The sequence below is a fragment of the Olivibacter sp. 47 genome, from assembly GCF_030372825.1.
Lineage (GTDB): Bacteria > Bacteroidota > Bacteroidia > Sphingobacteriales > Sphingobacteriaceae > Olivibacter > Olivibacter oleidegradans.
In genome coordinates this window covers 6,291,866-6,306,829 of the sequence record NZ_JAUCNR010000001.1, presented here as the reverse complement: position 1 = coordinate 6,306,829, position 14,964 = coordinate 6,291,866, and the positions used below count along the sequence as shown (strand labels likewise).

At 40.6% G+C, this 14,964-nt stretch carries 15 protein-coding genes; 6 read left to right on the top strand and 9 right to left on the bottom strand.

All coding sequences use genetic code 11. The annotated features are described in order from the left end of the window. Positions 1 to 6: 6 nt before the first annotated feature. The 3 genes from QT327_RS27205 to QT327_RS27195 are packed head-to-tail and all read right to left on the bottom strand — an operon-like array spanning position 7 to position 2,604. The gene (locus tag QT327_RS27205) at positions 7 to 741 is read right to left on the bottom strand and encodes a DUF4129 domain-containing protein (protein WP_013664015.1); all 735 of its coding nucleotides are present in this window, start codon (positions 739 to 741) and stop codon (positions 7 to 9) included. A gap of 10 nt (positions 742 to 751) precedes the next feature. Continuing rightward, positions 752 to 1,660, bottom strand: coding sequence for a glycerophosphoryl diester phosphodiesterase (locus QT327_RS27200; RefSeq protein WP_013664014.1), 909 nt, complete (start codon positions 1,658 to 1,660; stop codon positions 752 to 754). Between the two features lie 2 nt (positions 1,661 to 1,662). Continuing rightward, positions 1,663 to 2,604 (bottom strand): stage II sporulation protein M, encoded by a 942-nt coding sequence (locus tag QT327_RS27195; protein ID WP_013664013.1) that lies wholly within the window; start codon positions 2,602 to 2,604, stop codon positions 1,663 to 1,665. Between the two features lie 95 nt (positions 2,605 to 2,699). Here QT327_RS27195 and QT327_RS27190 point away from each other — a divergent pair, with 95 nt between their 5' ends. Continuing rightward, entirely contained in the window at positions 2,700 to 3,434 is a 735-nt protein-coding gene (locus QT327_RS27190) for an RDD family protein (RefSeq protein WP_130858131.1), read from the top strand. 19 nt (positions 3,435 to 3,453) lie between these two features. Here QT327_RS27190 and QT327_RS28435 read toward each other — a convergent pair whose 3' ends face one another. Together QT327_RS28435 and QT327_RS27185 are read right to left on the bottom strand one after the other, a co-directional pair. Next, positions 3,454 to 3,774, bottom strand: a complete 321-nt coding sequence (locus tag QT327_RS28435) for a DUF2752 domain-containing protein (RefSeq protein WP_013664011.1) — start codon at positions 3,772 to 3,774, stop codon at positions 3,454 to 3,456. A gap of 6 nt (positions 3,775 to 3,780) precedes the next feature. Then, positions 3,781 to 4,260: a DUF5684 domain-containing protein gene (locus QT327_RS27185; protein WP_013664010.1), complete on the bottom strand. Its 480-nt coding sequence runs from the start codon at positions 4,258 to 4,260 to the stop codon at positions 3,781 to 3,783. Positions 4,261 to 4,514: 254 nt separating this feature from the next. Between QT327_RS27185 and QT327_RS27180 the strand changes: the two genes are divergently transcribed. Then, positions 4,515 to 5,942, top strand: coding sequence for an L-serine ammonia-lyase (locus QT327_RS27180; protein ID WP_013664009.1), 1,428 nt, complete (start codon positions 4,515 to 4,517; stop codon positions 5,940 to 5,942). A gap of 244 nt (positions 5,943 to 6,186) precedes the next feature. Then, positions 6,187 to 6,813 (top strand): hypothetical protein, encoded by a 627-nt coding sequence (locus QT327_RS27175; RefSeq protein WP_013664008.1) that lies wholly within the window; start codon positions 6,187 to 6,189, stop codon positions 6,811 to 6,813. Here QT327_RS27175 and lipB read toward each other — a convergent pair. Further along, positions 6,810 to 7,526 (bottom strand): lipoyl(octanoyl) transferase LipB, encoded by a 717-nt coding sequence (lipB, locus tag QT327_RS27170; RefSeq protein WP_130858130.1) that lies wholly within the window; start codon positions 7,524 to 7,526, stop codon positions 6,810 to 6,812. The two genes, QT327_RS27175 and lipB, sit on opposite strands and share 4 nt — an antisense overlap. A 50-nt stretch (positions 7,527 to 7,576) precedes the next feature. Beyond that, positions 7,577 to 8,221 carry a 4'-phosphopantetheinyl transferase family protein gene (locus QT327_RS27165; RefSeq protein WP_242627386.1) on the bottom strand — a complete coding sequence of 215 codons (645 nt, stop codon included), beginning with the start codon at positions 8,219 to 8,221 and terminating at the stop codon, positions 7,577 to 7,579. A 464-nt stretch (positions 8,222 to 8,685) separates the two neighbouring features. Between QT327_RS27165 and dcd the strand changes: the two genes are divergently transcribed. Continuing rightward, a complete protein-coding gene (gene dcd / locus QT327_RS27160) occupies positions 8,686 to 9,222 on the top strand; it encodes a dCTP deaminase (protein WP_013663986.1) in 537 nt (178 codons plus the stop codon). Here dcd and prfB read toward each other — a convergent pair. Together prfB and QT327_RS27150 are read right to left on the bottom strand one after the other, a co-directional pair. Beyond that, positions 9,219 to 10,305 (bottom strand): peptide chain release factor 2 gene (gene prfB / locus QT327_RS27155; RefSeq protein WP_013663985.1). Its coding sequence is split into 2 segments (ribosomal slippage): positions 9,219 to 10,244 and positions 10,246 to 10,305, totalling 1,086 coding nucleotides; the frame shifts between segments, so codons are not numbered across the junction. The genes dcd and prfB overlap by 4 nt on opposite strands. Before the next feature lie 311 nt (positions 10,306 to 10,616). Next, positions 10,617 to 11,324: a tetratricopeptide repeat protein gene (locus QT327_RS27150; RefSeq protein WP_013663984.1), complete on the bottom strand. Its 708-nt coding sequence runs from the start codon at positions 11,322 to 11,324 to the stop codon at positions 10,617 to 10,619. Positions 11,325 to 11,807: 483 nt separating this feature from the next. Between QT327_RS27150 and pgi the strand changes: the two genes are divergently transcribed. Both pgi and QT327_RS27140 read left to right on the top strand, forming a co-directional pair. Beyond that, complete coding sequence (gene pgi, locus QT327_RS27145) at positions 11,808 to 13,454, top strand: glucose-6-phosphate isomerase (RefSeq protein WP_130858128.1); 1,647 nt, start codon at positions 11,808 to 11,810, stop codon at positions 13,452 to 13,454. Between the two features lie 56 nt (positions 13,455 to 13,510). Continuing rightward, the gene (locus tag QT327_RS27140) at positions 13,511 to 14,767 is read left to right on the top strand and encodes a PQQ-dependent sugar dehydrogenase (protein ID WP_289554359.1); all 1,257 of its coding nucleotides are present in this window, start codon (positions 13,511 to 13,513) and stop codon (positions 14,765 to 14,767) included. The last annotated feature ends 197 nt before the right edge of the window (positions 14,768 to 14,964 follow it).

Here is a 14,964-nt window from a genome sequence, read left to right as displayed (position 1 = left end):
CTGTATCTAAATCCGATCCTTTAATTTCGCGAAACTTCTTCTAAAGTCGAAAAAATCGTTTTCTCTTACCGGAAAGGCGCCATACCATACTTTTTCAAACAGACCTGTCAAATTTCTAAAATCGTTGCTGAATGGTCTGTTTCCTAACTCCTGCACATAGATTTGATTCGTTTTTCCCGGTTGCCAATCGATTAATGCCCGATCTGTCAGTTCTTTTAGCAATTGAAGATATGATAAACGGACCGCCTGTCGGAAATTTTTGTTTGTAATAGCGGTCTGGAGCTCCATTTCAAAATCGATTTGATGTATGTCCTCTTCTTCCGCAATGGAACTTGCACCACTAACCCGATTTCTTCTTCCGAATATGTACAGTATATCCATACCGGCAATTTTATAGACAAGGAATAAGAGCGCGGCACTCCCTAGTATAATAAATAGCCATTTAAAAGTTGACCCGGATTGTCCGTTCGAAAAAATGCGGGCTAGCTGATTGTAAAGCCACTGTTTAAAATGTTGCCACCATCCAACAGGAACCTGTTCTTCCTCATACTTGAAGGCTGCGTCCTCTTTATAACTTGCTAACTTGGCAGCATCAAATGAGCGTAAAATTATTTTCCCGGTATCAATATTTATCTGTTTCTGTTTGTCTTGTCCTTTTGATAAAGCAGCGTCTATGCTTACGGCCTGGAGGGGGCGTATAAAAGATAACAAACACAATAGGAAGAGACAGATACGGTGCATCGATTAATAATTAATATTCTTCTTTTGGCCAATCGTTGGACGCCTTCACTCCGCCGGACCCAAAGCCTTCTATTCGTTCCATAAGGCCTAATCCGTCTTTCTCTTCTGTAAGACTAAAATACCACAGCGCACTCACAATTGCAGGTAAGATATAAAATAGCTGTGCTAAACCCGTTAAAATAGACCCAAAGATACTACCAGCGAGAACCAAGGTGGGAGAATCTTCAACAAATACGGCGCCGATACTTAGAAATGCTGATGGAAGACTCAGTATTCCCATGCTAAAATAGGCAATGATAGATGCTAGAAATATCAATGCGAAGGTTTTCCACCAGTGGTCTTTTATCAATTGTATGCTGCGCGATAATGCTTCAAATAAGCCTTTGTCTTCCATAATCATAATGGGCAAGGTTAAGCTAATAATGGGAATCAGGTAAAAACCGGGAACTAAACAAAAGAGGAAACCAATAAAGATGAATATACTTAAAAGAATGGTCGCTATGAAAAAGGATATAATATGGCTTTTAAATAAGTCCCAAACGGCTTGCATGGATGGAATTGTATGGTGGTGTTCTTTATAGAGTTTCATATAGCAATAGGTAACTAGATAAATTACGCTAACAGATAAGATACTGAATAAAAGTAACAGAAAGTAGGCTAAACCAAATGTGTATCCCGTCATATTTTCGGCTAATACGGTTGAGGTTGATGCTTTTGCCAAGCCAACCAATCGGATAGTTTTCATTTGTTGTGCAACGCTACTGGCTATTGTGGCGATAATAAAAAAGCCACTTATATATAAAAGGGGTTTAAAAAGATTTTTGAAATGTTGTTTGATAAAGCTGAAGCTATCATTCATCGTCTCACTGAAATCTCTTACCTTTCTTAATTCAATCGGTTCTTCAGAGGAATAATTCATAACTAAATAAGTTTGGAAAGCTTACGGGGATAAATCACCACGTACCATACGATAAAAAGAAAAGATGCTATCAATATAGCGCTGCTTAACCAGAAGGGCATAGCTGTATGTCTTGTTACAAAAGACTCCAATAAAGCAGCGATAATGAATATGGGGATCAATCCGACAATGATTTTTAGACCATCCTTCGCTCCCCGTTTAAGCGAAGTGAGTCTACTGTAAGTTTTGGGAAACAGCAGACTGTTTCCCAATATCAAGCCCGCGGCTCCTGCCAACACAATCGCCGATATTTCCAATGTGCCGTGTATCCAGATAACTAATACCGATTCAAAACCTAAACCTTTTGTAAAAAAATAATATTGAAAAGATCCCAACATAATGCCATTATACATAAGCAGTACGACCGTGCCAACAGCGCATAAAATACCCAAGAGGAATGCCATACACGACACTCGAATATTGTTCAGCGCAATCATCAAAAACATAAGCAACGGATTCGATTGTTTATATACGCCAAAAGGATCTCCTTTTTCTATATTAGTATTTGTCATATTTACATAGTCGTCACCTAAAACAAGCCGAACAAATGTTTCATCATTCGCGGCAGAGAATGCACCGATAAAGGTGAATAATAAGAAAAATACAGCAGAATAGGCCAACTGATTTCGATACTGAAAAAAGATAATCGGAAGCTCCGTTTTCCAAAAGCTCAGAAAACGACTTGCCTTTTCTTTTTTATTAATATAGAGCGACTGGTGTAGACGAGCTGCCAAGCCATTAAGATAGGCGGTGGTTTTCGATTTTGGGTAAAAGGTTTTGGCATAGGCGAGATCGTCCGTGATTTCGATAAAACGCGCTGCTAACTCATCCGGATGGGTTGTCTTTATTTTTTCATAACTTTCCCATTTTGCATTATTTTGTTTGACGAACAGTGCTTCCCGCATATGGTATTAATAATTTGAGTATAAGTCCTGAATCGAAATAAAGATAATAAAAATCAAACGCTTCCATATCCATGGATTTCACTAAATTCGTTTTGATGAATCATGTAAAGGTAATTACTTCGCAAAATATATCGATCGATTATGATGTCGCCGGCGTGGGCGAGCGGATCGCTGCACGTATAATCGATCTGCTCCTCTTTTTTCTTATTTATCTCTTATTTATATTGATCGTTTCAGGCTTAGGACTGGCTTTTGATAATACCGGTAATCTGATACTTTTGGCTTTATATGGTTCGCTGTTTGTGTTTTATGATTTGCTGTGTGAAATTTTTTTTAATGGGCAGAGTGTTGGCAAGCGCATACTGAAAATTAAAGTTGTCAGCCTAGACGGTTATCAACCTAGTGTAGGTCAATACTTTTTGAGGTGGTTATTCCGGTTTGTAGATTTTACACTAACAATGCAAGTAGGGGCATTGATCTGCGTGGCACTATCCGAAAACAAGCAACGAATAGGCGATATTGTGGCGGGCACAACTTTAATTAAAACCGTTCCCCGAACGCAGTTAGAAGCAATTGCCTTTCATCCTCCAACCGAAGAACTATATAAGCCCTTGTTTCCGGAGGTGACAAGTCTTAACGATCAGGACATAACACTCATTCATGATGTGTTGGCCAATTTCAGTAAGTCAGGCAATAATATGCTCGTATATAAAATGGCTATGAAAGCAAAAGATGTGTTACAAGTGAACATTCCTAACGAGATGAATGAATGGGAGTTTTTGAAACAAATTGTTCGCGACTATTCGTATCTGACATCAAATACGAAATAAAAGGCTCCATTAGCTGCGCTTAAAACATCTTGTTAAGATAGGACGTGATGATTAGAAAGCCCACTAAGCAAGATAATACGGTAGCAAGTTTTTCATTTTTCTTAAAATAACGGTTTTTTAGCAGGAAAAATAAACCTAATAATAAAAGTGGAATGGTTGGTGGATATTGTACTATACTGGCTTGCCATCGCCCCTGAAGTAATAACAATAATGCTCTTTGAAAACCGCAGCCGGGGCAATCTATGCCGGTTAACCATTTAAAAGGGCAAGGTAGAAGATGATGTTGTAGCCAGTCTATTCCGGACCAGCTACTGAAAATCAAAAACAGCAAATAGTTCATACCATATTAAGCTGTTGGGTCTCTAGGTGCATTCGGATCATCAAATGGATTCTTATAATTCTTAAACTGATCAAACGAGTTGCCACCTCTCGCTTCAGCAGCTGATGGTCCCAAATAGCGATCGCTCCCGAAGCCAATCATGGGAAAAATGATAAAAGAGAAGAAAAACGCCAGTACCGTGTATATTGAATCTTTTCCGAAGCTCTTCATCAACAGATTCAGCACCCAAATGATTACTACAAAGTTTACACAGGGAATCAGAAAGAAAAATATCCACCAAATAGGTTTTCCAACAATCTCAAGAATAACAATGAGATTGTAAACAGGAATTATTGCTGCCCAGCCTGGTTTGCCAGCCTTTTCGAACATTTTCCACAAACCGGCGATCGCTAAAATACTAAGAGCAAGCGAAACAAGTGTTGTGCCAATGCCCATGGCGGCAAATAAACCGGAGCTCATTGAATCGTTGTAATCGTAGTTGTTCATATGATTCTTATTTAAGTGAAAAACAGGGGTGTTGTTTTTATAAGACTTTTAACTTTTTTAGGTAAATAACTGCATTGAAAATTAGTTTATTATCAATTTTTTCGGCTTATAATAAACAAATATAAAATATGGAACTGATAAAACGTACAAAAATGTTTTCCGATGGTTAAAATTTTTAAAATGATGTCAATATCGGGTAAATGAGCCGATAAGGAAATCACAATTATTAGGCTTAACTTCGTATGCGTTATTTTATGAATAAAGAACAGATTTCCATTTTTGATATTTTCAAAATCGGTGTCGGGCCTTCTAGCTCGCATACCCTTGGGCCATGGCGTGCAGCACAACGATTTATCCAAAAGCTTGATCAAGAAAAGAGGCTTGCTGATACAGAAGCAGTTAAAATCTTACTCTACGGATCCTTGGCCAAGACGGGTAAGGGGCATGGAACCGATATAGCAATCCTTTTAGGGTTGAGTGGTGGTGACCCCGTGACTTTCGAGGTTAGTCGGATTCAACCAACAGTTGACCAGATTAAGGGTGATTGCCAATTGTGTCTTGCCGGGCAGTATGTAATTCCTTTTAATTATGGAGAGGACTTGCTTTTCCTGATGACGGAAAGTTTGCCCTATCACCCAAATGCGGTTACCTTTCAAGCTTTTTTCAGAGATGGAACGGCGTTATCTGAAACTTACTTCTCTATTGGTGGAGGTTTTGTAGTCCAGGAAAATCAACGGGCAGGTGATACAGAAGAGGTGGATCTACCCTTCCCCGTTCAAAATGCGAAGGATTTATTGATGTGGTGTATGCGTACCGGCCTTAAAGTTTCAGAGGTGGTGCTCGAAAATGAGCATGCATGGCGAAGTGAAGAAGAAACTAATAAGGGGATCTTAAAGATTTTTCATACGATTCGTGATTGTATTTATCGAGGCTGTCACACTACGGGTACCTTGCCGGGAGGCTTAAATGTGGAAAGAAGAGCCGCTAAATTAAATAAAAAATTATTGAACGGCCGTCATTATGCCGATTTTGAAACCTGGATGTACGCTATCCGTGAAGGAGGGAGTGGTTTCCAGTATACGTTAGATTGGGTAAGTTGTTTTGCCTTGGCCGTGAACGAGGAGAATGCTTCATTCGGACGGGTCGTTACCGCTCCGACAAACGGTGCTGCCGGTGTAATCCCAGCCGTCCTTCAATACTTTTTAATATTCTGCAATGGCTACAATGAAGAAAAAATCATTCAATTTATAGCGACGGCATCGGAGATAGGAAGTATCTTCAAGAAAGGATCGACGATATCGGCTGCAATGGGTGGATGCCAGGCTGAGATTGGTGTGTCTTCGGCGATGGCAGCGGCGGCATTAACCGAGTGTTTGGGCGGATCCCAGCGCCAAGTACTGATGGCAGCTGAAATTGCCATGGAACATCACCTTGGACTAACATGCGATCCCATCGGCGGATTAGTACAGGTACCCTGTATCGAAAGAAATACCATGGGAGCTATTAAGGCCATTACAGCATCGCAACTCGCTTTACAATCCAATCCCGAAAAGGCAAAAGTAAGTTTAGATGCCGTAGTGCACACCATGTGGGAAACAGCCTTGGATATGAATGTTAAGTATAAAGAAACTTCTGATGGTGGTTTAGCAACCAACATTCCGTTGAGTTTGCCCGAATGTTAACGGGTTGTCCGTCGCTAATCGTTCGGGATTAAGTTGAATTTCATTCGCGTTTCCTTTACCATTAATAGGGTGTTAACAAAGTGTTAGTAAGGGGTTTATAAAGGGTTAATAAGGGTATCACCCTTATTAACCCTTTATAAATTCTTCTTTAAAACTTTATAAATTCTTTTTTTATGATATATTTGAGTGGAAGCAGCAGTAAACCAGCTTCGACTAGCAGATATATAAACCAAAGGCTTTTAACATGGCAATTGCAAAGAATGGTCTTCATGGCCCTATTAATGGAAGGACGGGGGATTTAACGACGTATGAATTAAATGGTCAACTGATTGTTCGTACGATTGGGCGCCGTACCAAACCTTTCTCTCCCAAGGAATTATTGAATCAGGCTAAAATGAAAGCTGTATCTAAATTTTTGACACCGATAAAGCCTTTTGTCCTATTCGGTTTTAGGAATGCAGTTCCGCCTGGGAGTAGGGTGGGACCTTTTCAGATGGTACAGTCATACACCCGTAAATACGCCGTAGAGATCGACGAAAATGGTGAACCCTATATCAACCCGGAAAAGGTTTTGATAAGTAAAGGCCCAATAATTCCGCCGCATAACTGCTCCGTTGAACGAAATGGGACTCGTATTACGTTGTCATGGGAATCATTAGGTGGATGGAAAGGGGATCGTTTAGTGGTTTTGCTATATGATGGCGACTTATTTCGTCATTTTAGAGAAATCGGCGCAGAAAGGGTCGCACAGACGGACAGCTGGGAGAATAGCACCTTAGCCTTTGCTGAGAAGCCAATACATGTATATGCCTCCTTCCGGGATACCTATCATGATACGCTTTCCGATAGTGTGTACTGTGGAGTGATTTAGAACGCAGTCAATGCAGCGCTTATTAAATTCATTTTGAACAAATCAGCAAAATGTTTTTTTAAGTGTTCTTTTACTTCTTCCATGTCTACTTCCCGTCCTAGTTCACCTTGTAAAGAAGCTACGGCTTTATCGTCTATACCACAGGGCACAATATGGTTGAAATAATTTAGGTCCGTGTTGACGTTAAATGCAAAACCATGCATGGTAACCCACCTACTGGCTCGAACACCGATAGCGCAAATTTTCCGGGCTTTTTCATTGTCCGGATCCAACCATACGCCGGTATAACCCGGGTACCTGCCAGCCTCAATCTCATAATCGGCTAATGTACGAATCACGGCCTCTTCAATCGTACGCATGTATAGATGGATGTCAGTAAAAAAATTATCAAGATCCAATATAGGATAACCAACTAGTTGGCCAGGGCCATGATAAGTAATATCTCCTCCACGGTTTATCTTGTAATAGGTTGCTTGCTTATCGTGTAGCCCCTGTTCATCTAATAATAAGTTTTCGGGCTTACCGCTCTTACCCAGTGTATAAACATGCGGATGTTCTACGAAAATTAAATAGTTGTCTGTAGGATGATTGGTGCCATTAACCCGGTTGCCCGTTTTCTGTTGAACTACCTGCGCGAAAATAAGTTCTTGCCGATCCCACGCTTCTTGATAGTCAACCCTGCCCCAGTCTTGGAAATAAACGTTTTTATTCATGTGTAATCCTAATAAGGAATGCAAAGTTACGGAAATAGGAAGAAAAGCACCTATCCCATCACATATCCTAACATAAACTCCCGAAAACGCTCGTAGTAAACGGTATAGATCGCATGTTGATGCGGGCCTTGAAGATGGGCAACAATACTGCTCCCCTGTTCTTGATACGTAAAGGGTTCGATATAAATATTGTCTTTAAAAGAAACTCCTTTTTTTCCTTGTAACTTATAGACCGCTTCTTTAGCTGTCCAGCAAGTTAAAAGCTGTTCTACATAGCGGTGTTCAGGCTGAAGCTGTGCCAGCTCTTCGGGTTTCATGAATTTACTGGCAATGACTTCTATTTTAGGTTTGACCAACTCCATGTCGATTCCTACCTCGTATCGTGTACTAAGCATGCAAGCAGCATAATCAAAGGAATGACTGAGTGATATTTTATGCGGAAAATTAACTAAATAAGGTTTGCCATTCTCGTCAGAAGGGCAATCAATATAACCCGGGGTATCTAACATGGTGCGGAGCAAAACACGTGTTCCCAACCAATTTAATGTCCTTTTACCCTTGTTAAGTCGCTCCAAAAAAGCCTTTTCACTTCTGTTTAGCTGTAATTTAGCCAATAGCTCTTCAGCTGTTTCTTCAATTTTCCAAATGGCAAAACGTGTGTGCGGATTAACTTCCTTAAGATATACTAAACCCATGAATAAAAGTAGTAAATTTTTATCAATAGCCATCAGCTTTCAGCGATCGGCTTTCGGCTGTTTGGTTAGTTGTTTGTTATTAGTTATTGGTTATTAGTTATTGGTTAGCGAGCGCACATTCATTGGCTATGAAAAGCTGTAGGCGTTAAGCAATAAGCAGATGGCATTAGGCCGTAAGCTTTAAAGTACCTCCCTATCGGAAGACAGCCCAAACCATTATCACATCGGCTAATTATCGCATCGGCTCATCATCACATTGGCTAATTGGCTCATCGGCTAATTATTTCAGCTATCAGCTTCGGACGCGCTGGCCGTTCTAATCATGTCGGCTATCATCACATTGGTTCATCAACTACTTAACTACTTAACGATTCAACTACTTAACTATTTCCCTACTCAACAACTCAACTCATTCACAAATTGATTAATTATTCCTTATGTTTGTATCCTGCACTAAAAACACTATGATACTTTCAGACAAAAGGATTTTAGAGGAAATCGATAAAGGCTCTATTATTATTGAACCATTTAAGCGTGAATGTTTGGGGACGAACTCATATGACGTTCATTTAGGGAAATACTTGGCTACTTATAAAGATCGGGTATTAGATGCTAAGGTTCATAATGAAATTGTTCACTTTGAAATTCCGAAAGCTGGTTATGTGCTTGAACCAAACACCTTGTATTTGGGAGTGACATTAGAATATACAGAAACCCATAACCATGTACCTTTCCTGGAAGGTAAAAGCAGCACAGGACGTTTAGGTATTGATATTCATGCCACTGCCGGAAAGGGAGATGTCGGATTTTGTAATACCTGGACACTTGAAATATCCGTGGCTCAACCGGTACGTGTATATGCTGGCATGCCCATTGGGCAGTTGATTTATTTTACGGTAGAGGGAGATATCCACACCATGTACAACACAAAAGGGAATGCGAAATACAATAGAAAGACAACGCGACCCGTTGAATCCATGATGTGGAAAAATGAATTTTAGTTTCCACCAAATTCCATCAGATAAGATTTTAGAAATTCATCCAATTCACCGTCTAATACCGCTTGGGTATTGGATGTTTCGTGACCTGTCCTTAAATCTTTTACCAGCTTATAAGGATGTAAAACATAATTACGTATTTGCGAACCCCATTCTATTTTTTTCTTGCTGCCTTCAATAGCCGCTGTCGTTTCCATACGCTTACGCATCTCAATTTCATAAAGCTGCGATTTTAAGAGACGCATAGCGTTATCCTTATTTTGGAGTTGTGAACGCGACTCCTGGTTCTTGATAACAATTCCTGAGGGCTTGTGGTGCAGCCTAACGGCTGTTTCTACCTTATTGACGTTCTGTCCACCAGCGCCTCCTGAACGGAACGTGTCCCATTCAATATCCGAATCTTTTACCTCAATCTCAATTGTATCGTCCACCAGTGGATAGACGTATACGGAGGCGAACGAAGTATGCCGTTTCGCATTGGAGTCGAACGGAGAAATTCGCACTAAGCGATGCACGCCGTTTTCTCCCTTTAAATATCCATAAGCGAAATTGCCGTCAAATTGAAGTGTCACTGATTTTACACCTGCAACATCGCCTTCGAGGAAGTCTTGCTCCGTTACCTTATAGCCATTCTTTTCTCCCCACATAATATACATACGCATCAACATAGCCGCCCAATCACAACTCTCAGTGCCTCCAGCGCCGGCAGTAATTTGTAAAATAGCCGTTAACTGATCTTCTTCGGCACTAAGCATATTTTTAAATTCGAGCTCTTCAACCCGTTTCAGCGCTTCTTGAAAAAGTTCATCGGCTTCCTGCTCACTGGCGTCGCCACTCTGATAAAAGTCGAACATGACAGAAGCATCGTCAATGGCTTGCAGTAGCTCGTCAAAGCTATCTGTCCAAACTTTTTTGCTCTTGATCGACTGCAATACTTTTTCCGCTTCTTTTGGATGATCCCAAAAGTCTGGTTTTAGGGTTATTTCTTGCTCTTGGTTTATTTCTTTTTGTTTTGCATCAATGTCAAAGATGCCTCCTCAGGGAAGCTGCTCTATCCCTTAATTCTTGAATGTTTTCTTTCGTCATAGAACAAAGGTAGGATTTTAAGTTATAAGTTTTAAGTAATAAGCTTTAGGCTGTAGGCATTGGGCAATAAGCTTTAAAGTACTTCCCTATCGGAAGGCAGGCAAGTCCCAAAACATTATCACATTGGCTAATCATCACATTGGCTCATCAGCTAATTATTTCAGCTATCAGCAGTCGGCCTTCAGTCGCACGAATCCTTCTCACTATTCCCTACTTAACTACTCAACTACTCAACTACTTAACTACTCAACTACTTAACCATTTCCCTACTCAACAATTTAACAATACAACTGCTCAACTAAACGGTTATTTTACAGTAATTTCCTAAGTGCTTCGGCTTTCGAATGAATGGGGGCTTCTTGAGGGATTTTATCCAGCCAATTACGAGCACTTTCTTTATAATCGTCCTCTTCTTCTAGATAGGATAAGGCGATATAGTAAGCCGCGTCATACATTTGCGGTGCGTTTTCGGTGTAAATCTTCAGTAAATCTCGACGGGCAGATCCGAGGTATTTTAAATTTAAGAAAGTAAGGCCTCTATAATACCGAATATACAAATCATTGGGTTGTTCCGTTAATGCCCCGTTTAAAAGAGGCAAGGCTTCTTCGTATTTGCCTGCATTAAAAAGCTCGATAATATCGGCATATTTATTACCAACAGGTAAGCCCTCTGCGTTAACGGTGCCCATTTGAACAGATGATGCATCAATCTCTCGATATATTTTCCACGGTGACCATAAAAGGATTGTTACGAAAATGACGCCAATAGCTGTTAATGCCATCCATTTAAGTCTGTTCATATCTTGGTATCGTTTGTTTTTGGCCTTGCCGAAGGATAGTTCTTCAATAGGGGTATGATAAAGACATTCCGAGATGCTTTGATTTACGTACATGTAAAAATGAAGTTCCTGAGCCAAGTCTTCGTTTTCGTCAAGCTCGGCCTCGAAATGATGACGCTCCTTATCTGTCATACTTCCAGATAGATAACGCTCAATATTGTCATAATTTACATCAGTCATCTCGATACGTTTTTAAGATGGTTGATACCTTAATCCGCTTTAATGAATTAATATTTTTTGGCTAAAAGCTGCCTATGTTAATCCTTTATAAATTAACTGACTAATATAGGATTTGTTTGGATAAAGATATCGAAAATTTTTACATATTGTATAACAAAATGTGTTAAAAGTCAGGAAACTTTTTTGAAAATAGCGGCTACGCTGTTTAGGAATTTAGCTTTAAAAAAAGAGGTTTCCTTAATCAACTTTTTTCATCACTTGTTCGTTTTCAATAGCATTCAAGCTACTTCGTGGTTTGCGGAAGAAAGTGACTAAAGAAGATGGTCTTCTAATATTCCGTATGTAAAAGTGAAATCTTGATGTTAAAATCGGAGATTTTAAGTAGCTATTCTGTCTTAGGAAAGTAAATCTAGGCTGCGCCATCAAATGCTTTTCGCTTTTCTGCGACTAAAATTGTAGTTTCGTGAAAATTTTGATTTGCTTATGTTACCAACTGTAAATTTTACCGAAACCGATGCTTACAACTACTTGAGCAACCATTATATCAACATCGCGCCGAAACATTTACGTGATCTGTTCGCCTACGATCCGGATAGATTCGAAAAGTTCTCATTACTATTTGAAGACATTTTATTTGATTATTCAAAAAATAGGATAGATGAACAGACCGTTGCTCTTTTAGTGCAGCTTGCTCGCGAATGCCACCTGGAAGAGGCCATTGACGCCATGTTCAAAGGACTGCCGATTAATAAAACAGAAAACAGAGCGGTATTGCATACGGCATTGCGAAATATAAGCAACACACCCGTACTTGTTGATGGCCAAGATGTGATGCCTTCAGTCAATGAAGTACTGGCACATATGAAAGAATTTAGTGAAGCAGTGATTGACGGTTCTTGGAAAGGATACAGTGGTAAAGCAATAACGGATATTGTTAATATAGGAATCGGCGGTTCAGACTTAGGTCCGGTTATGGTAACGGAAGCATTGAAACCATATAAAAATCATTTAACCTTACATTTTGTATCAAATGTTGATGGAACGCATATCGCTGAGACGTTACGAAAGGTGAATGCAGAAACCACGCTCTTTTTGATTGCTTCCAAAACCTTTACCACGCAAGAAACGATGGCCAACGCTCACAGTGCGCGTGACTGGTTTTTAACCCAAGGAGGCGCCGAAAAGGATATCGCTAAGCATTTCGTCGCGTTGAGCACCAATGCTAAAGCGGTGCAAGACTTCGGTATAGATACGAAGAATATGTTTGAATTCTGGGACTGGGTTGGTGGTCGCTATTCTTTATGGAGCGCCATTGGCTTGTCGATCGTGTTGAGCATTGGTTTTGATAATTTCAAAGAACTTTTAGCGGGAGCCCACGCGGCTGATAATCACTTCAAAAATACTCCCTTAGAGGAAAATATTCCAGTTATTATGGGGGTGTTAGGTATTTGGTATAATAATTTCTTTGATTCGGAAACGCATGCGATTCTACCTTATGATCAATACCTACATCGTTTTGCGGCATACTTTCAGCAAGGCGATATGGAAAGTAATGGTAAGTATGTGGATAGAAATGGAGTGCCGGTTGAATATCAGACAGGGCCCGTTATCTGGGGCGAACCCGGAACAAATGGCCAACACGCCTTTTATCAATTGATTCACCAAGGCACGAAGATGATCCCTTGCGATTTTATTGCACCTGCTCAAACACACAATCCAATTGGGGAACACCATACGCTCCTGTTATCTAATTTCTTTGCCCAAACAGAAGCGTTAATGAATGGTAAAATGGAAGAGGAAGTGGAAGCTGAGTTGAAAAAAGCAGGGAAATCTGACGAGGAAGTAGCGGCTATTACGCCATTCAAAGTTTTTGAGGGAAACCGGCCAAGCAATTCTTTTCTTTTGAAAAAAATAACGCCCCGGAGTTTGGGAAGCTTGATTGCGTTTTATGAGCATAAAATATTTACACAAGGTATTATCTGGAATATTTTTAGTTTCGATCAATGGGGAGTTGAACTGGGTAAGCAGCTCGCTGGAAAGATATTGCCTGAGCTCAGAAACGAGGGAGACATTACCTCACATGATAGCTCCACCAACGGCTTAATCAACCAATATAAAGCTTGGCGCTAAAACAAACATTTTGGATGGCTTGGTGTTCCTTTAACATGAATAAAACGTCATCCAAAATGAATCGATATACTTATTGTCTTTTTTTTTCTTTTTTGGTTTTGATCAATGCCTGCAAAGGAAATGGGCAAAACCAAGAAGAGACGCCGGAAGCCCCAACGGATTCGGTAGGTGAGTACGGACTAAACATTACCTTAGCTGAGCCATTGGCAACGCCATCCAGTACTAAAAACTCAAAGGTAATCGGATGGCCAACAGGGAAAACACCGATTGTGGCCGCGGGCTACAAGGTTGTCAAATTTGCCGATGGTTTGCAAAATCCCCGTTGGATCTATGTCGCCCCGAATGGAGACATTTTCGTGGCCGAATCGCAGACACAAGGAGCAGGTGCGAATAGAATTACTATGTTCAAGGATACCAACGGAGATGGCGTAGCCGATAGCAAATCCCCTTTCTTGGAAGGGCTTAATAAACCCTTTGGCATGTTGATCATGGATAACAGTTTCTATGTCGCTAATACCGATGGTATTTTAAAGTATCCGTATAAGATAGGAGAAGCTAAAGTTAGTGGAAAGGGCGAGAAAATTTTGTCGTTGCCCGCAGGCGGATACAACAATCATTGGACTCGAAATTTATTGATGAAACCGGATAGCTCAAAAATATATATTAGCGTCGGGTCGGGAAGTAACGTTGGTGAACATGGGATGGAGAATGAAAGACGGAGAGCAAACATTTTGGAGATTAACCCCGATGGAAGTGGAGAACGCATTTTTGCAGCAGGACTTCGAAATCCGGTCGGCATGGCATGGGAGCCTCATACCGGTAAATTATGGACCGCAGTGAATGAGCGTGATGAGTTGGGAGACCAAATCGTTCCCGATTATATAACATCTGTGGAAGAAAATGGCTTCTATGGCTGGCCATATGCTTATTGGGGCAAAAACCCAGACCCTCGGTTGAAGGGAAAAAGAGAGGATTTGGTGGCTGAATCCATCGTTCCCGATTTTGCAGTGGGGTCACATACGGCTTCACTAGGCTTAGCTTTCGGAGCTTCAGGTAAGTTCGCAGGTGGCGCTTATGTAGGGCAACACGGATCTTGGAATCGCTCGAAATTGGTCGGATACAAAGTGCTCTTTATTCCTTTTGAAAATGGAACGCCTATAGGTGAATATAAAGATTTTTTGACGGGCTTTATAGCAAATGACGCGGAGGCTGAAGTATACGGCCGACCGGTAGGCATCGCATTTGCCAAACAAGGATATATGCTGGTCGCCGATGACGCAGGAAATACCATTTGGGCCGTGCTTCCACAATAGTTAAGTAGGGAAATGGTTAAGTAGTTGAGTAGGGAAATAGTTAAGTAGTTGAGTAGTTAAGTTATTGAGTAGGGAATAGTGAGAAGGATTCGTGCGACTGAAGGCCGACTGCTGATAGCTGAAATAATTAGCCGATGAGCCAATTAGCCGATGTGATAATTAGCCGATGTGATAATGGTTTGGGACCTGCCTGCCTT